Raw genomic sequence first — 17,631 nt, forward strand, 5'->3', positions numbered from 1 at the left:
ATTACGCCCCTTCTGCTACAAATCGGGCAATCGCATCGCCCATTTCATCGGTGGTGATGGCGTTGCCGCCGCTGGCCAGATCGCCGGTGCGGTAACCTTCCGCCAGCGCCTGGTTGACCGCCTGCTCAATGGCGGTGGCAGCATCATCTGCACCCAGGCTGTAGCGCAGCAACAGTGCAGCGGACAGGATTTGGGCGATCGGGTTGGCAATGTTCTTGCCAGCGATATCCGGTGCGGAACCCCCCGCGGGTTCGTACAGACCAAAGCCCTGCTCGTTGAGGCTGGCTGACGGTAACATCCCCATTGAGCCGGTGATCATCGCGCATTCGTCGGACAAGATGTCGCCGAACAGGTTAGAACACAGCAGCACGTCAAACTGGGACGGATCTTTAATCAACTGCATGGTGGCGTTGTCGATATACAGATGATTCAGGCGAACATCCGGGTAATCGCGGGCGATTTCGTTGACGATTTCGCGCCACAAAATGGAGCTTTGCAACACGTTGGCTTTATCGATAGAGGTGACGATGCTGCGGCGCTTGCGTGCGGATTCAAAGGCGATACGGGCAATGCGCTCGATTTCGAAACGGTGATACACCTCGGTATCGAAGGCACGTTCGTACATGCCGCTGCCTTCACGGCCTTTCGGCTGGCCGAAGTAGATACCACCAGTCAGTTCACGCACGCACAGAATGTCGAAACCGTTGGCGGCGATGTCGCTACGCAGCGGGCAGAAGGCTTCCAGCCCCTGATACAGGCGCGCCGGGCGCAGGTTGCTGAACAGGCGGAAGTGTTTGCGCAGGGGTAACAGCGCGCCACGTTCTGGTTGCTCTGCCGGTGGCAGATGTTCCCATTTCGGGCCGCCAACCGAGCCGAACAGAATAGCGTCGGCCTGCTCACAGCCCTCAATCGTCCCCTGTGGCAGCGGCGTACCCTGCCGGTCGATGGCGATGCCACCGACGTCGTATTCGCTGGTGGTGATGCGCAAACCAAAACGCTGGCGAACCGCATCCACTACTTTATACGCCTGAGCCATCACTTCCGGGCCGATGCCGTCACCGGGTAAGACGGCAATATGGTAACTCTTGCTCATCACACTGTTTCCTGACTGTTGTGTTTGTTGTGTTGCTGCAAACGCTGCACTTCTTTTTCAACCAGTTGCGCACGTTTGATGTTGTTTAATACGTTAACCATCGCATTGGCGGAGGATTCGACGATGTCCGTCGCCAGACCGACGCCGTGGAAACGACGGCCCTGGTATTCCACTACAATGTCCACCTGGCCGAGTGCTTCCTTACCTTGTCCTTTGGCGGACAACTGGTATTTGACCAGATTGATCGGGTAACCGGTAATGCGGTTAATGGCCTGATACACGGCGTCAACCGGGCCGTTACCGGTAGCGGCTTCGGACAGTGTCTCGTCGCCACATGACAATTTGACGGACGCTGTAGCCATAACACTAGAACCAGATTGCACGCTGAAGTAGTCCAGACGATAGAATTCGGAGCTTTCCTGCTGGTTGTTGATAAATGCCAGCGCTTCCAGGTCATAGTCGAATACCTGACCTTTCTTGTCGGCCAGTTTGAGGAAATCGGCGTACAGTGTATCCAGATTGTAGTCGCCTTCTTTATAGCCCATTTCTTCCATGCGGTGTTTAACGGCAGCACGACCAGAGCGGGAAGTCAGGTTCAACTGCACTTCTTTCAGGCCGATGGATTCCGGCGTCATGATTTCGTAGTTTTCGCGGTTTTTCAGCACGCCGTCCTGATGGATGCCGGAAGAGTGAGCAAACGCATTGGCGCCGACTACCGCTTTGTTGGCCGGGATCGGCATGTTGCAGATCTGGCTGACTATCTGGCTGGTACGGTAGATTTCCTGATGGTTGATGCTGGTGTGCAGGTTCATCAACTGGCTGCGTACCTTGATGGCCATGATCACTTCTTCCAGTGAACAGTTGCCAGCGCGTTCGCCGATGCCGTTGAGTGTGCCTTCTACCTGACGGGCACCCGCGTGCACCGCTGCCATGGCATTGCCCACCGCCAGACCGAGGTCGTCATGGGTATGCACGGAAATGATCGCTTTATCGATGTTCGGCACACGCTGATACAACGAAGCGATGATGTTGCCGAATTCGTGGGGCAGGGTATAACCCACGGTATCCGGGATATTGATGGTACGGGCACCAGCATTAATGGCGGCTTCCACTACCCGGCTCAGGTCTTCGATCGGGGTACGGCCAGCGTCTTCACAGGAGAATTCCACATCGTCGGTGTAGTTGCGGGCGCGTTTAATCATATACGTGGCCCGCTCAATGACTTCATCCAGCGTGCTGCGCAGTTTGGTCGCGATATGCATCGGCGAGGTGGCGATAAACGTATGGATACGGAACGCCTCGGCAACGCGCAAGGATTCGGCCGCCACATCAATGTCTTTTTCAACGCAACGTGCCAGGGCACAAACACGGCTGTTTTTGATGTTACGGGCGATAGTTTGTACCGATTCGAAATCGCCGGGAGAGGAGACGGGAAAACCGACTTCCATCACATTGACGCCCATCCTTTCCAGCGCCAGGGCAATCTGGAGCTTTTCTTTCACACTCAGGCTGGCCTGCAACGCTTGCTCACCGTCACGCAACGTCGTATCGAAAATAATCACTTGTTGGTTCATCGGTCTGGTTCCTTTGTTCTGTTTCTGGGCGCCCGGCGAGTAAAAAAAAACCCGCGCAACGGCGCGGGTTTTTTATGGGGGTGACCTGAAATCAGCTCTGAATTTCGCCCACCGGCATACCGCGCAAATAAGATGCGTTTAGTAGTAGGCCTGGTAGCTGAGCGACGTTAAACATGCTGTTTCAGTATCCAAAATGAGTTGAAAACGAATTTCTGCTTTTATTGGTACTTGATTCCCGCAGTGATGTCAACATCGGGATCATCACCGGTGGTGATATTCGGGGTGTTTTGCCCGTCACATTCCTGGTGGAAAAGCGGCGTAAAGGGCTTTGACGCTACTGATGGGCGCGGTAGACTGCCTGCCCGGTTTTTACGCCTATTTTTGAGATTGTCAGACTTTTACGCGCATGAAGACGAATTTACTCCCACAATACCATCTGGTTCACCGCATTCAACAACAAATAGCCCAACGTCCTGACGCGCTGGCGTTTCGTGAATGGGAACCCGGTCAGGAACAGCAACTTGACTGGCATCAGGTGGGCGAGCGTATTCGCCGCATCGCCTGCGGCCTGCTGGGTGTGGGCGTTGATGTTCAGGAGCGGGTGGCCATCTTCTCTGATAATTCGATCAACTGGTCGCTGGCAGACTTGGCATTGTTGCACTTGCGCGCGATTACCGTGCCGCTTTATGCCACCAGTGCAGCGCAACAGGCGGCCTTTATTCTCAATGAGGCGGATATCCGAACCGTTTTTGTGGGCGGTCAGGCACAGTTTGATTTGCTGATGTCGCTACGCAGTACCTGTCCACAACTGCGCACCATTATTTTGCTTGATGAGCAGACACGTCGCCGGGGTTGCGATATTGCCGTCTCACTGCAGGAGTTTGAAGCGCAGGCCGAGTTATCCGTGTGGGAGTCTGTCCTGCGCCAGCGTGTGGCAGAGCGGGACCTGCACGATCTGTTCACGCTCATCTATACCTCCGGTACTACCGGTGAGCCGAAAGGCGTCATGCTGGATTACGCCAACATGGCAACCCAACTGATGTTGCATGATGAGCGGTTGCAGATAAGCGAACAGGACGTGTCGCTATGCTTTTTGCCGTTATCGCATGTATTCGAACGTGCCTGGAGCTTCCTTATCATGCACCGCGGCGCACAGAATGTGTATCTGCGTGATACCAATCAGGTACGTGCGGCGATGACAGCGGTGAGCCCGACGGTGATGTGCGCCGTACCTCGCTTTTACGAGAAGGTATTTAGCGCTATCCATGAAAAAGTGGCGCAGGCACCGTGGCATCGACGTGCGCTGTTTCATTGGGGAATCGCCCAGGGCACGAAGCGGTTTTTACGCCAACAAGCCGGAAAACGCGCAGGTGTGTGGAATGCGCTGACCTGCCAGCTTGCTGATCGACTGGTATTGTCACGTCTGCGTCAGTTGCTGGGAGGAAAGGTGCGTTTTCTGCCAGCGGCAGGTGCGCGTCTGGATGACAATATCATCGCTTTCTTTCAGGCGATGGGGGTGCGTATCGTTTATGGCTACGGCCTGACGGAAACCTGCGCCACGGTGTCCTGCTGGGAAGCGAATCAGTACCTGCTCGGATCGGTGGGGACGCCATTGCCGGGTATTGAGGTGCGTATTGGTGAGCAAAATGAAATCCAGGTACGTGGTGCGACTGTGATGCGTGGCTACTACCAGCGTCCACAAGACACCGAGGCGGCGTTCACACCAGACGGCTGGTTTAAAACCGGCGATGTGGGTGACGTAGACGGGAACGGTAACCTGTTCATCACCGAACGCCTCAAAGATCTGATGAAAACCTCAGGCGGCAAATACATCGCGCCGCAGCATTTGGAAGGGGCGCTGGGGCAGGATCGTTTCATTGAGCAGGTCGCGGTGATAGCGGATGCCCGCAAATATGTCTCTGCGCTGATTGTGCCGTGTTTTGAAGCGCTGGAAGAGTATGCCCATTCAATTAACCTGCGGTATCAGGACCGGCTGGAGCTATTGCGCCATAGCCATATTGTGTCGCTGTTCGAACAGCGGCTGCGTGAGGTGCAAAAAGAGTTTGCCCGCTTTGAGCAGGTGAAGAAATTCACCTTGTTGCCGACGCCGTTTAGTCAGGAGGAAGGCGAACTGACTCCAACATTAAAACTCCGTCGTAAGGTCATTCATCAGCGTTATCAGCTGGAAATTGAGGCAATGTACACCGAGTAGCAGACATTTCGACGGCGATGACGCACGTTGAGTCGCATTTTTATCGTCAATATTTCACTCTGTAATGCCTGACCACGGCGGGATATTTTTTAATGCCGTGGTCACTCCCCAGCGTTTTATCTGTTTCGTTCCTCTTTTAACAGTTGATTTACCATTATCTCACCGTTGCCAGCCCGGCAGCAGCGTTTGCCTGCTTCATAATCTGGCGTTATGTTAATAAGTTATATGTAAAAACCCGGGCGATATACTGTGAAAGCGCAGGCGTGTGGCGAAAGCTCGCACGCTGTTGTTTCATTCACCGCGTATCGTCTAATGAGCGCGGGGGGTTCCCCTGTCAATGCAGAAGCAACTCGCTATCTGAACAATAAGAGGCAAACCCATGGAGATGTTGTCAGGCGCCGAGATGGTGATTCGATCGTTGATCGATCAGGGCGTAAAACATGTGTTCGGCTATCCGGGCGGTGCGGTGCTGGATATTTACGATGCGCTGCACACCGTTGGTGGTATAGAACACATTCTGGTGCGCCACGAGCAGGGCGCAGTACATATGGCAGACGGCTACGCCAGAGCGACGGGTGAAGTCGGCGTCGTGCTCGTGACCTCGGGGCCGGGCGCAACCAATGCCATTACCGGTATTGCCACCGCGTACATGGATTCCATTCCGCTGGTGGTGATTTCCGGCCAGGTGGCGACGTCACTTATCGGGTATGACGCCTTTCAGGAATGCGACATGGTGGGGATTTCCCGCCCGGTGGTGAAGCACAGTTATCTGGTTAAACAGACCGAAGACATTCCTACCGTGCTGAAAAAAGCCTTCTATCTGGCGTCGACGGGGCGTCCAGGACCGGTGGTGGTGGATTTGCCAAAAGATATTCTTAATCCGGCGAAAAAGCTGCCGTATGCCTATCCTGATCAAGTGAGCCTGCGCTCTTATAACCCGACGGTGCAGGGGCACAAAGGCCAAATCAAACGCGCGTTGCAAACATTGCTTGCCGCTGAACGCCCGGTCATTTACAGCGGTGGCGGCGTTGTCAACGCCAATTGCCATCAGGAACTGCGCGAACTGGCGGAAAAACTCAACCTGCCAGTGGCAAGCTCGTTGATGGGGTTGGGCGGTTTTCCGGGTACCCATCGCCAGAGTCTCGGTATGCTTGGCATGCACGGTACCTACGAAGCCAACATGGCGATGCATAACGCTGATGTTATCTTCGCTGTTGGGGTTCGTTTTGACGACAGAACCACCAATAACCTTGCGAAGTACTGCCCGAACGCCACCATTTTGCACATCGATATCGACCCGGCGTCCATCTCTAAAACGGTGGCGGCGGATATTCCGATCGTCGGCGATGCACGTCAGGTGTTAAGCCTGATGCTAGAGCTGCTGACGCAAGGTGGCGAGGTTCAGCAGAAATTCGACGCGATGCGTGACTGGTGGCTGCGTATCGAGCAGTGGCGTTCTCGTCAGTGCCTGAAATACAACACCGATGGTGATGCCATCAAACCGCAGGCGGTTATCGAAACGCTGCATCGCCTGACACAAGGCAAGGCTTACGTGGCATCCGATGTGGGACAGCATCAAATGTTCGCTGCGCTGTATTATCCGTTTGACCAGCCGCGTCGTTGGGTCAATTCCGGCGGCCTGGGGACAATGGGCTTCGGTTTGCCTGCCGCGCTGGGTATCAAGCTGGCATTGCCAGAAGAAACAGTTATCTGCGTGACCGGTGACGGCAGTATCCAGATGAATATTCAGGAGCTGTCTACCGCACTGCAATATGACCTGCCGATTGTGGTGGTGAGCTTGAATAACCGCTTCCTTGGTATGGTGAAACAGTGGCAGGACATGATCTACTCCGGCCGTCACTCCAGTTCTTACATGGAATCCCTGCCTGATTTCGTCAAGCTGGCGGAAGCCTATGGCCATGTCGGCATGACCATCGATACTCCGGATGAGCTGGAGCCGAAGTTGAAAGCGGCGCTGGAACAGAAAAATCGGCTGGTGTTTGTGGATGTGCGAGTAGACAGCAGCGAGCATGTCTATCCGATGCAGATCCGCGGCGGCGGGATGGATGAGATGTGGCTAAGCAAAACGGAGAGGACCTGATCATGCGTCGTATTTTGTCGGTATTGCTGGAGAACGAATCGGGTGCTCTGTCGCGCGTGATTGGCCTGTTTTCTCAACGCGGTTACAACATTGAAAGCCTGACCGTCGCCCCGACGGACGACCCTACCTTGTCGCGCATGACCATCCAGACCGTGGGTGACGAGAAAGTGCTGGAGCAGATTGAAAAGCAACTGCATAAACTGGTGGACGTGCTGCGGGTTAGCGAACTGGGTCAGGGCGCGTACGTTGAACGTGAACTGATGCTGGTGAAATTGCAGGCCACTGGTTATGGCCGCGAAGAGGTCAAACGCAGTGCGGAAATCTTCCGCGGTCAGATAGTCGATGTCACTGCATCGCTGTATACCGTGCAACTGGCGGGGACCAGCGAGAAGCTGGATGCGTTTCTTAACAGCGTGCGCGAAGTGGCTGAAATTGTTGAAGTGGCGCGTTCCGGCATTGTAGGCGTATCGCGCGGAGAGCGCGTTATGCGCTGACGCTGTGCTGAAATGTCGTCGATTGTTTGACGATTTGCTGATTTTCATACAGCAATACCTGCTTTTCTGATGGTATTATTGAGCCCGGCCATGAAGCCGGGCTTTTTTGATCCTGATTGCTGTAAATAATAAAAGCGGTTGCCCGTCAGTGTTTTCTGCGTTTAGATCGGTATCATATCCACGGTTAATGCATGGTTATCTTTCCATTCTTTGTTTTTTGTCCGGCTTATTAAGGGGTTGCCAGTGAAACTGGATGAAATCGCGCGTCTTGCTGGGGTTTCGCGTACGACGGCCAGTTATGTGATTAACGGTAAAGCGAAACAATATCGTGTCAGCGATAAGACCGTTGAGAAAGTGATGGCGGTGGTCAGGGAGCACAACTACCATCCGAACGCCGTCGCAGCTGGTTTGCGCGCCGGGCGTACCCGTTCTATCGGGCTGGTCATTCCCGATCTGGAAAACACCAGCTACACCCGTATCGCCAATTATCTGGAGCGTCAGGCCCGGCAGCGTGGTTATCAGTTGCTGATCGCCTGTTCCGAGGATCAACCCGATAATGAGATGCGTTGCATTGAACATCTGTTGCAACGTCAGGTGGATGCCATCATCGTGTCGACGGCGCTGCCGCCGGAGCACCCGTTTTATCAGCGCTGGGCCAACGATCCTCTGCCGGTCATAGCCCTCGATCGCGCACTGGACCGTGAGCATTTCACCAGTGTGGTCGGCGCAGACATGGAAGATGCTGAGATGCTGGCGCAAGAGCTGCGCAAGGTGCCTGCTGAATCGGTTATGTACCTGGGGGCACTGCCGGAACTGTCGGTGAGTTTTTTGCGTGAGCAAGGATTCAGACGTGCCTTCGCAGAGGATCCGCGCCAGGTGAATTATGTCTATGCCAACAGCTATGAGCGTAGTGCAGCGGCGGCAGTGTTTGAAGAATACCTGAAGACCCACCCCATGCCGCAGGCGCTGTTTACCACCTCGTTTCCGTTATTGCAGGGCGTGATGGACATAACGCTCAGGCAGAGTGGCCGTTTGCCGAACAATCTGGCTATCGCCACATTCGGTGATAATGAATTGCTGGATTTCCTTGAGTGCCAGGTGCTGGCGGTGGCGCAGCGTCATCGTGAAGTGGCTGAACGCGTACTGGAACTGGTACTGGCCAGTCTGGATGAACCGCGGAAGCCGAAGCCGGGTTTATACCGTATTCGCCGGAATCTCTACCGTCGTGGTTTTTTGAGCCGTCATTGATCGACATCATGCGGAGCGGGAGTCATTTTTCACTCCGCACCGCATGAGATAATTCTTATTTTTATCTTTATGCCCAAAATAATTCGAGCATTCAGGAATGCCGCCAAAACACCTGTAACGTGAAGTATGACAGGTATATTGATATGGCTGTTTATTGTTCAGAATTAATGGCCAGCAATTTGCGCACGAGAAGAAACATCAACCCGAAACAGGCGACGACAATATTCCAGAAAATAACCGTACGCCACCCCCATCACCATCGAGATTACCGCATTGCTGGCGACAGCTTTCAGAATTTGCGATGGTTCTGCACCAATCGTTAACAGAATAGCGACATAAACTGGCGACTGAAAACTGACGTAGGCAAACAGGTCCGCCATATTTTTCCCCCAACGTGAATTGGCGTTCAGACGTAGTGCCAGTGCAACAATCCAGTCCCGATAAAGCCCATAAGGCCAGGCAATCACGATATTGACCGGAATCGACAGTAATCGGGAGGAGAGTGACTGCTCGAAGGTCATTCCTGACAATACGATTTCGATTGCCATACCAGTCAGGAAGCAATACACCACCATGGCCACCGTATCGGCGATGATGCCACGCATGCGGGAAATGAAGGAAAACATATCGTAGGGCTCCTTGGTGAAGGATAATAACGTTGCTTATGGTGTGTTTTATTGGTGTTTCATTTTGCTTTATTGGTTTTTTTGTAGTTTATATAACTATTTATTATTTTTTAACTAGCTTAAAAAACTTATTTTTGGTCATTTTTTGTTCAGGGGCGCAACTTTATGGTTGCAAATCGTCTTTTTCATTCGTTTATCGTGACTAATATGATTAATTTAATATAAAACAAATGGTTATAAATATTGGTGGTGGTGGGGAAACCAATGAGTCGAAAGAGAGAAAGATTGCAACGGAAACGTTGCTGAACAGTAAAGTGCAAGTGAATGTGAATGGTACTGGAAATAAAGCCAGTTATTCTGTCTGGTAAAGGTAGGACAGCGGGTTAATGTTTCAGGCATGAATAGATAACCTGAGTTGAAGTGGCCGACAGTGTGGTTCAGGTCAAAAAAATGCGATCCCAGAGGCGATAATTTCATTTTTCGAGCCATGATTTTTGCTGGCGGGAATAATTATTTCCAAAAATGCTTAAAAATCAGCCTGTAAAAATATTTCGACATCGTTAGAATATTTAAGAAATAGGTATCGAACGGTAATAGTCAAAATAATATTGCACCGAAAGAAAAATCCTATATCTTTAGCCCCCTCGCTGAAAGCCATTAATTTTCCTTAAATAATCACAGCGTTAATCCGCATTATTTTTTCGTGGTGGTTTTTGAACTGTTTTTTCACTCTCTGACCTGGCAGGAAATAATGCCCGGGCGCATCCGTGCTGGCTTGACAAGGTTTTCATCCCCTCCGTAAACTCTCAATAGTGGGGATTTGTGGGGCAAAGTGGTAAAAAGGGTCATGAAGGACTAAATACTGTCATGTTTCGTGGGGCGACGCTGGTCAATCTCGACAGTAAAGGGCGGCTTGCCGTTCCTACCCGTTACCGGGACTTACTGAACGAGGAAGCTCAAGGTCAAATGGTATGTACCATCGACCTGCATCAGCCCTGCCTGCTGCTTTACCTGCTACCTGAATGGGAAATTATCGAACAGAAACTTTCTCGCCTGTCGAGTATGAACCCCGCTGAGCGTCGTGTTCAGCGCCTGCTACTCGGGCATGCCAGCGAATGCCAGATGGACAATGCCGGAAGGATATTAATTGCCTCGACGCTACGTCAGCATGCGGGTCTTACGAAAGAAGTGATGCTGGTTGGACAGTTCAACAAGTTTGAACTGTGGGATGAACAGACCTGGTATCGACAAGTCAAGGAAGATATTGACGCAGAGCAGTCAACTCAGGAACCCTTGTCTGAGCGGCTGCGGGACTTATCACTATAGTCATGGCAGAAACGTTTAAGCACACCACCGTGTTGCTGGATGAGGCCGTCAACGGCCTGAACATTCGCAGCAACGGTATCTACATCGACGGTACGTTTGGCCGGGGTGGCCATTCCCGTCTTATTCTGTCCCACCTTGGGCCGGAAGGTCGTTTGTTAGCTATCGATCGCGATCCTCAGGCGGTTGCTGTTGCTAATACCATTGATGACACTCGCTTTTCTATTATCCACGGACCTTTTTCCGAACTGGCCGATTACGTCGATGAACGTGGGCTGACCGGCAAAATCGACGGTATTTTGCTGGATTTGGGCGTGTCTTCCCCTCAGCTTGATGACCCGGAGCGAGGATTCTCGTTTATGCGTGACGGGCCGCTGGATATGCGTATGGACCCCACGCGAGGCCTGTCCGCCGCCGAATGGCTGATGAAGGCGGAGGCGGATGATATCGCCTGGGTACTGAAAACGTTCGGCGAAGAGCGTTTTGCCAAGCGTATCGCCCGCGCGATTGTGGAGCGTAACCGCATCGACCCATTGACCCGTACCAAAGCGTTGGCGGAGTTGATTGCCGCTGCCAGTCCGATTCGGGAAAAGCACAAACATCCGGCGACCCGGTCATTTCAGGCTATTCGCATTTATATCAACAGTGAGCTGGAAGAGATCGAGCGGGCGCTGGACGGGGCATTGAAAGTACTGGCTCCCGAAGGGCGTTTGTCGGTGATCAGCTTCCATTCGCTGGAAGACCGTATTGTGAAACGTTTTATCCGTCAGCATAGCCGGGGGCCGCAGGTGCCAGCCGGTTTGCCGTTGACGGAAGAACAACTGCGTAGTCAAGGCGGCCAGACGCTCAAGTCAATCGGCAAAATGATGCCGCCTGATGACGAAGTGGCGGAAAATCCGCGTGCGCGCAGCTCGGTATTGCGCTTTGCCGAGAGGCTGCCGTCGTGATCGGGAATGAGCGCCATTCGCTGGGCGGCGTTATCGGTGATGACCTGTTGCGCCATGGCAAGTTGCCGCTGTTATTGCTGATAGCGGTCTTGGTGTCCGCCGTCATGGTGGTCACCACCGCACATCGTACACGTCTGTTGACGGCAGAGCGTGAGCGGTTGTTGCTGGAGCGCGATGCGCTGGATATCGAGTGGCGCAACCTGATTTTGGAAGAGAATGCCCTGGGCGATCACAGCCGTGTCGAGCAGATCGCTACTGAGAAACTGCATATGGTGCACGTTGATCCTTCACAGGAAAATATTGTGGTTAAACAACAATGAATTAGCAGGTATCGCCTAAATTATGAGAGCAGCGCGACCAGGAAAAGTGAAACGTCAGGAAGAACATGCCAGCTTTGTCAGCTGGCGTTTTGCGTTGCTTTGCGGCGGTATTTTGTTGTGCATGTTGGGGTTGATGTTGCGCGCGGCATACTTGCAGGTGATCGCGCCTGATAAGTTGGTGCGTGAAGGGGATATGCGTTCCCTGCGCGTACAAGAGATTCCCACCGCTCGCGGTATGATCAGCGATCGTGCAGGCCGTCCGCTGGCGGTGAGCGTACCGGTCAATGCGGTCTGGGCCGATCCGAAAGACGTGAATGATCATGGCGGTATCTCGCTGGATACGCGCTGGAAGGCACTGGCGGATGCGCTGGAAATCCCGCTCGATCAGATAGCCACTAAAGTGAACGCCAACCCGAACGGCCGTTTTGTTTATCTTGCTCGTCAGGTAAACCCGGCGATCGGCGAGTATATCCACAAGCTAAAATTGCCAGGCATCAACCTGCGTCAGGAGTCTCGCCGTTATTACCCTTCCGGACAGGTGACGTCGCACCTGATCGGTTTTACCAATATCGACGGTCAGGGTATTGAAGGGATTGAGAAAAGTTTTGATCGCTGGCTGACCGGCCTCCCCGGTGAGCGGACCGTGCGCAAAGACCGCTTTGGGCGGGTCATTGAAGATATTTCTTCAGTGGACAGTCAGGCGGCACACAACCTGATGCTCAGTATCGATGAGCGCCTGCAGGCACTGGTATACCGCGAACTGAATAACGCCGTGGCGTTCAATAAAGCTGAGTCAGGCACTGCCGTACTGGTGGATGTGAACACCGGTGAAGTACTGGCTATGGCCAACAGCCCTTCTTACAACCCGAACAACCTGAGCGGCACGCCAACCGACGTCATCCGTAACCGCGCCATCACCGACATTTTTGAACCTGGCTCCACCGTAAAACCTATGGTGGTGATGACGGCGCTACAGCGTAATGTGGTCAAGGAAAACGCAGTACTCAACACGATGCCGTATTACATCAACGGCCATGAAATCAAGGACGTGGCGCGTTACAGCGAACTGACGCTGACTGGGGTGTTGCAGAAATCCAGTAACGTTGGCGTCTCACACCTGGCATTGGCGATGCCAGCTTCCGCGTTAGTGGATACTTACTCTCGCTTTGGATTGGGTAAAGCCACCAATCTAGGGCTGGTGGGCGAAAGTCTGGGGCTGTACCCGAATCGTCAGCGCTGGTCGGATATTGAACGCGCCACCTTCTCGTTTGGCTATGGCCTGATGGTCACGCCGCTGCAACTGGCGCGTGTCTACGCGACCATCGGCAGTTTCGGTATCTACCGCCCGCTTTCCATTACCAAGGTTGACCCGCCGGTACCCGGAGAGCGTGTGTTCTCTGAACAGATTGTCCGTACCGTGGTGCACATGATGGAAAGTGTCGCGCTGCCCGGTGGCGGTGGTACTAAGGCCGCGGTGAAAGGCTACCGCATCGCGATTAAAACCGGTACGGCGAAAAAGGTCGGCCCGGACGGCAAGTACATCAACAAATACATCGCCTATACCGCTGGGGTGGCACCAGCCAGTAATCCGCGCTTTGCGCTGGTGGTGGTGATTAACGACCCTCAGGCGGGGAAATACTACGGTGGTGCGGTGTCGGCACCGGTATTTGGCGCGATCATGGGCGGCGTGCTGCGCACCATGAATATCGAGCCGGATGCGTTGGCGACCGGTGAGAAAAGTGAGTTTGTAATCAACAGAAAAGAGGGTTCAGGTGACAGATCGTAACTTGCGCGATGTCCTGACTCCGTGGGTGAAAGACGCCCCGGAGCGCGCGCTGCGGGAAATGACATTAGACAGCCGCGTGGCGGCTGCCGGGGATCTGTTTGTGGCAGTGGTCGGCCACAAGACGGATGGGCGGCACTATATTCCGCAGGCCATTGCGCAGGGCGTCGCGGCGGTTGTCGCGCAGGCGGATGACGCTACGCCCGATGGCACCCTGACTGAAATGCACGGCGTACCGGTGATTTATCTGGCGCACCTCAACCAGCGGTTGTCGGCGCTGGCGGGGCGCTTCTACCGCCAGCCATCGACCGCGTTGCAACTGATTGGCGTCACCGGGACTAACGGTAAAACGACGACGACCCAGTTGCTGGCGCAATGGAGCCAGGCATTGGGCAAAACCAGTGCGGTCATGGGCACGGTGGGTAATGGGTTGCTGGGGCATGTAGTGCCATCAGAAAACACCACCGGTTCGGCGGTGGATGTACAGCAGATTCTGAGCCAACTGGTGGATCAAGGGGCAGATTTTGCTGCCATGGAAGTGTCTTCGCATGGGCTGGTGCAGCATCGGGTTGAAGCCTTGTCGTTTGCGGCCGCTGTCTTTACCAACCTGAGCCGCGATCACCTCGATTACCACGGCGACATGGCGAATTATGAGGCCGCAAAGTGGCGGTTGTTTGCTGAGCATCAGGTCGGTCAGAAAATCATTAACGCTGACGATGAAGTCGGGCATCGTTGGTTAAGCCGCCTGCCAGACGCGGTGGCGGTGAGTGTCGCGGGCAGCGTCGATAGCGCCCGTGCACATTGGCTGAAAGCCACCCACATCGATTATCACGACAGCGGTTTTACGGTGCAGTTTGATTCCAGTTGGGGCGCAGGTTCCATCAATAGCCGTCTGATGGGGGAGTTCAACGTTAGTAACCTGTTGCTGGCCCTGGCGACGCTGCTGTCGTTAGGGTATCCGCTAGAGCAACTGGTGGAGGCCGGTTCTGCGTTGCAGCCTGTTTGCGGTAGAATGGAAGTTTTTCTTGCCAGTGGACGTCCGACGGTCGTGGTGGATTATGCCCATACCCCGGATGCGTTGGAGAAAGCACTGGCAGCGGCACGTTTGCACTGCCGGGGAACGTTATGGTGCGTCTTCGGATGTGGCGGCGATCGTGATAGAGGTAAGCGCCCACTAATGGGGGCGATTGCAGAACAACTGGCAGATCGGGTGATTGTGACTGATGACAACCCGCGTAGCGAAGACCCGCAGGCGATCGTGACGGATATTTTGAGTGGGCTGCTGGATGCAGGTCGGGTGCAGGTGATTGCCGGGCGAGCGGAAGCTGTCACCAGTGCGGTGATGCAGGCGGCGGCCGATGATGTGGTACTGGTCGCCGGTAAAGGGCATGAAGATTACCAACTGGTAGGAAATGAGCGGTTGGATTATTCGGATCGCATTACGGTCGCACGTTTGCTGGGGGTTATCGTATGATCAGCGTTTCGTTGCAACAGCTGGCTGACGTACTGGGTGCCCGTCTGGTGGGTGAAAACCTGACTATCAGCGACGTTTCCACCGATACCCGCAAACTTAGCGCTGGGTGTTTATTCATCGCGTTACGTGGCGAGAAATTTGATGCTCATGATTACGCGGCGGATGCCGTTAATAATGGGGCAGCAGCATTATTGGTGAGTAAGCACTTACCAATCGATGTGCCGCAATTGGTGGTAGAGGATACGCGTTTGGCGCTGGGCGTGATGGCCGGTTGGGTGCGCCAGCAAAGTCGTGCACGCGTCGTGGCGCTGACAGGGTCATCGGGAAAAACGTCTGTTAAGGAAATGGCCGCATCGATTCTGCGTCAGTGCGGCAATGTGCTCTATACCGCCGGTAACTTCAACAACGACATTGGTGTGCCGTTGACGCTGTTTCGCCTGACGCCAGAGCATGACTACGCGGTGATTGAACTGGGTGCTAACCATATCGGTGAAATTGCCTACACCACGGCGATGGTACGACCGGAGGCGGCATTGGTGAATAACCTGGCTGCTGCGCATCTGGAAGGCTTTGGTTCGCTGGAAGGGGTGGCTCAGGCCAAAGGTGAAATTTTTGGCGGTTTGCCTTCGCAGGGCGTGGCGATCGTCAATGCGGACAGTCACGACGAAGCCCGCTGGCAGAATGTGCTGACAGGGAAAACACTGTGGCGCTTTTCCCCACAGGGACGCGCTGGGGTTGATTTTTACGCCAGTGATATCCGTGTCAGCGAACGGGGTACGGATGTCGTATTGCACACGCCGATGGGCTATATCGCTGTGACGCTACCGTTACCGGGGCGCCACAATATCGCCAACGCGCTGGCTGCAACGGCGCTGGCGTTGGCGGTCGGGGCATCGCTTGCGGCGGTGAAAGCGGGTCTTGAGCAGTTACAGGCGGTGTCTGGGCGCTTGTTCCCCATTGCTCTGGCCCCCGGGAAGTTGCTGCTGGACGACAGCTACAACGCCAATGTCGGTTCAATGACGGCCGCCGCGCAGGTGCTGGCGGAGATGCCCGGCTATCGGGTGCTGGTGGTCGGCGATATGGCGGAGTTGGGTCAGGACGCCCAGGCATGTCATCGCCAGGTAGGTGAAGCGGCCCGCAACGCGAATATTGATAAGGTGCTGAGTGTGGGAACGCTGAGTGCGTTGATTGGCGAAGCGAGCGGCACTGGCGAGCATTTTGATAATAAAGCGGCGTTGATTGACCGTTTGCGTGCGCTGGTAACACAACATAATACCATTACCGTCTTAATTAAAGGTTCACGCAGTGCTGCGATGGAACAGGTAGTACACGCATTACAGGAGAATGCTTCATGTTAGTTTGGCTGGCCGAATATCTGGTCAAGTTTTATTCCGGCTTCAACGTCTTTTCGTATCTGACGTTTCGGGCCATTGTCAGCCTGCTGACGGCATTAATTATTTCCCTGTGGATGGGGCCGCACCTGATTGCCTGGCTGCAACGCCTGCAAATCGGTCAGGTAGTGCGTAACGAAGGGCCGGAATCTCATTTTAGCAAGCGGGGTACCCCGACCATGGGCGGCGTGATGATCCTCGCATCGATCATTATTTCGGTGTTGTTGTGGGTCAATTTGGCTAACCCCTATGTCTGGTGCGTACTGCTGGTGCTGGTGGGATACGGCATCGTCGGGTTTGTAGATGACTATCGCAAAGTGGTGCGTAAAGACACCCGTGGGCTGATTGCCCGCTGGAAGTATTTCTGGCAATCGGTGCTGGCGTTGGCCGTCGCGTTTTCCATGTATGCGATTGGTAAAGATACCCCGGCAACACAACTGGTGGTGCCGTTCTTCAAAGACGTAATGCCACAGCTTGGCCTGATGTATATCGTGCTGGCTTATTTCGTGATTGTCGGCACCAGCAACGCGGTTAACCTCACTGACGGTCTGGATGGGCTGGCTATCATGCCGACGGTGTTTGTGGCGGTGGGTTTTGCGTTGGTGGCCTGGGCGACCGGTAACATGAATTTCGCCAGCTATCTGCACATTCCGTATATCCGGCATGCCAGTGAACTGGTGGTGGTCTGTACCGCGATTGTCGGCGCGGGTCTCGGGTTTTTGTGGTTTAACACTTACCCTGCGCAAGTCTTCATGGGTGATGTTGGTTCACTGGCGTTGGGCGGCGCATTGGGCACTATCGCCGTGCTGCTGCGTCAGGAGTTTTTGCTGGTGATTATGGGCGGGGTTTTCGTGGTGGAAACGCTGTCCGTTATTTTGCAGGTCGGTTCTTTCAAACTGCGCGGCCAGCGGATTTTCCGCATGGCACCTATCCACCACCACTATGAACTGAAAGGGTGGCCGGAGCCGCGAGTCATCGTGCGGTTCTGGATTATTTCGCTGATGTTGATGCTCATCGGACTGGTAACGCTCAAGGTACGGTAAAA

15 protein-coding genes are annotated in these 17,631 nt (G+C 54.1%); 11 read left to right on the plus strand and 4 right to left on the minus strand.

Annotated features, from left to right (window positions below; translation table 11 throughout):
• Position 1: 1 nt before the first annotated feature.
• The 3 genes from leuB to leuL form a co-directional block, all read right to left on the minus strand.
• Positions 2-1,093 (minus strand): 3-isopropylmalate dehydrogenase, encoded by a 1,092-nt coding sequence (leuB, locus tag LF929_RS03060; protein ID WP_226093048.1) that lies wholly within the window; start codon positions 1,091-1,093, stop codon positions 2-4.
• Positions 1,093-2,667, minus strand: coding sequence for a 2-isopropylmalate synthase (gene leuA / locus LF929_RS03065; RefSeq protein ID WP_016940610.1), 1,575 nt, complete (start codon positions 2,665-2,667; stop codon positions 1,093-1,095). The genes leuB and leuA overlap by 1 nt, the downstream gene beginning before the upstream one ends.
• A 91-nt stretch (positions 2,668-2,758) precedes the next feature.
• Positions 2,759-2,842 (minus strand): leu operon leader peptide, encoded by an 84-nt coding sequence (gene leuL, locus LF929_RS03070; RefSeq protein WP_210174679.1) that lies wholly within the window; start codon positions 2,840-2,842, stop codon positions 2,759-2,761.
• A 231-nt stretch (positions 2,843-3,073) separates the two neighbouring features.
• Here leuL and LF929_RS03075 point away from each other — a divergent pair, with 231 nt between their 5' ends.
• From LF929_RS03075 to cra, 4 genes are all read left to right on the plus strand, one after another.
• On the plus strand, positions 3,074-4,879 hold the full coding sequence (locus tag LF929_RS03075) for a long-chain fatty acid--CoA ligase (protein WP_038909031.1): 1,806 nt from the start codon (positions 3,074-3,076) through the stop codon (positions 4,877-4,879).
• A gap of 379 nt (positions 4,880-5,258) precedes the next feature.
• Positions 5,259-6,980, plus strand: a complete 1,722-nt coding sequence (ilvI, locus tag LF929_RS03080; RefSeq protein WP_226093049.1) for an acetolactate synthase 3 large subunit — start codon at positions 5,259-5,261, stop codon at positions 6,978-6,980.
• Between the two features lie 2 nt (positions 6,981-6,982).
• Complete coding sequence (gene ilvN, locus LF929_RS03085) at positions 6,983-7,474, plus strand: acetolactate synthase small subunit (RefSeq protein WP_038905674.1); 492 nt, start codon at positions 6,983-6,985, stop codon at positions 7,472-7,474.
• Between the two features lie 243 nt (positions 7,475-7,717).
• Positions 7,718-8,722, plus strand: a complete 1,005-nt coding sequence (gene cra, locus LF929_RS03090; RefSeq protein ID WP_038905673.1) for a catabolite repressor/activator — start codon at positions 7,718-7,720, stop codon at positions 8,720-8,722.
• 164 nt (positions 8,723-8,886) lie between these two features.
• On the opposite strand, the gene LF929_RS03095 is transcribed toward cra, so the two are convergent.
• The gene (locus LF929_RS03095; protein WP_210174599.1) at positions 8,887-9,348 is read right to left on the minus strand and encodes an L-alanine exporter AlaE; all 462 of its coding nucleotides are present in this window, start codon (positions 9,346-9,348) and stop codon (positions 8,887-8,889) included.
• Positions 9,349-10,215: 867 nt separating this feature from the next.
• Here LF929_RS03095 and mraZ point away from each other — a divergent pair.
• From mraZ to mraY, 7 genes are read left to right on the plus strand one after another with little or no spacing between them, the layout of a single operon-like run.
• Complete coding sequence (gene mraZ / locus LF929_RS03100) at positions 10,216-10,674, plus strand: division/cell wall cluster transcriptional repressor MraZ (protein WP_012886172.1); 459 nt, start codon at positions 10,216-10,218, stop codon at positions 10,672-10,674.
• Positions 10,675-10,676: 2 nt separating this feature from the next.
• Entirely contained in the window at positions 10,677-11,618 is a 942-nt protein-coding gene (gene rsmH / locus LF929_RS03105; protein ID WP_038909030.1) for a 16S rRNA (cytosine(1402)-N(4))-methyltransferase RsmH, read from the plus strand.
• The gene (gene ftsL, locus LF929_RS03110; protein ID WP_050567114.1) at positions 11,615-11,938 is read left to right on the plus strand and encodes a cell division protein FtsL; all 324 of its coding nucleotides are present in this window, start codon (positions 11,615-11,617) and stop codon (positions 11,936-11,938) included. Before rsmH ends, ftsL begins: the two co-directional genes overlap by 4 nt.
• A 22-nt stretch (positions 11,939-11,960) precedes the next feature.
• The gene (locus LF929_RS03115) at positions 11,961-13,724 is read left to right on the plus strand and encodes a peptidoglycan glycosyltransferase FtsI (RefSeq protein WP_038905668.1); all 1,764 of its coding nucleotides are present in this window, start codon (positions 11,961-11,963) and stop codon (positions 13,722-13,724) included.
• Positions 13,711-15,195 (plus strand): UDP-N-acetylmuramoyl-L-alanyl-D-glutamate--2,6-diaminopimelate ligase, encoded by a 1,485-nt coding sequence (murE, locus tag LF929_RS03120; protein WP_226093050.1) that lies wholly within the window; start codon positions 13,711-13,713, stop codon positions 15,193-15,195. The genes LF929_RS03115 and murE overlap by 14 nt, the downstream gene beginning before the upstream one ends.
• Positions 15,192-16,553, plus strand: a complete 1,362-nt coding sequence (murF, locus tag LF929_RS03125; protein ID WP_226093051.1) for a UDP-N-acetylmuramoyl-tripeptide--D-alanyl-D-alanine ligase — start codon at positions 15,192-15,194, stop codon at positions 16,551-16,553. Before murE ends, murF begins: the two co-directional genes overlap by 4 nt.
• Positions 16,547-17,629, plus strand: a complete 1,083-nt coding sequence (mraY, locus tag LF929_RS03130; protein WP_019843387.1) for a phospho-N-acetylmuramoyl-pentapeptide-transferase — start codon at positions 16,547-16,549, stop codon at positions 17,627-17,629. The genes murF and mraY overlap by 7 nt, the downstream gene beginning before the upstream one ends.
• The last annotated feature ends 2 nt before the right edge of the window (positions 17,630-17,631 follow it).

It is taken from the genome of Dickeya oryzae, from assembly GCF_020406815.2.
In the GTDB taxonomy this organism is placed as follows: Bacteria; Pseudomonadota; Gammaproteobacteria; order Enterobacterales; family Enterobacteriaceae; genus Dickeya; species Dickeya oryzae.

Bases quoted from the DNA above. Each gene is read 5' to 3' on its own strand.
- leuB (WP_226093048.1), bottom strand. From the start codon at position 1,093: ATGAGCAAGAGTTACCATATTGCCGTCTTACCCGGTGACGGCATCGGC.
- leuA (WP_016940610.1), bottom strand. From the start codon at position 2,667: ATGAACCAACAAGTGATTATTTTCGATACGACGTTGCGTGACGGTGAG.
- leuL (WP_210174679.1), bottom strand. From the start codon at position 2,842: ATGTTTAACGTCGCTCAGCTACCAGGCCTACTACTAAACGCATCTTAT.
- LF929_RS03075 (WP_038909031.1), top strand. From the start codon at position 3,074: ATGAAGACGAATTTACTCCCACAATACCATCTGGTTCACCGCATTCAA.
- ilvI (WP_226093049.1), top strand. From the start codon at position 5,259: ATGGAGATGTTGTCAGGCGCCGAGATGGTGATTCGATCGTTGATCGAT.
- ilvN (WP_038905674.1), top strand. From the start codon at position 6,983: ATGCGTCGTATTTTGTCGGTATTGCTGGAGAACGAATCGGGTGCTCTG.
- LF929_RS03095 (WP_210174599.1), bottom strand. From the start codon at position 9,348: ATGTTTTCCTTCATTTCCCGCATGCGTGGCATCATCGCCGATACGGTG.
- mraZ (WP_012886172.1), top strand. From the start codon at position 10,216: ATGTTTCGTGGGGCGACGCTGGTCAATCTCGACAGTAAAGGGCGGCTT.
- rsmH (WP_038909030.1), top strand. From the start codon at position 10,677: ATGGCAGAAACGTTTAAGCACACCACCGTGTTGCTGGATGAGGCCGTC.
- LF929_RS03115 (WP_038905668.1), top strand. From the start codon at position 11,961: ATGAGAGCAGCGCGACCAGGAAAAGTGAAACGTCAGGAAGAACATGCC.
- murF (WP_226093051.1), top strand. From the start codon at position 15,192: ATGATCAGCGTTTCGTTGCAACAGCTGGCTGACGTACTGGGTGCCCGT.
- mraY (WP_019843387.1), top strand. From the start codon at position 16,547: ATGTTAGTTTGGCTGGCCGAATATCTGGTCAAGTTTTATTCCGGCTTC.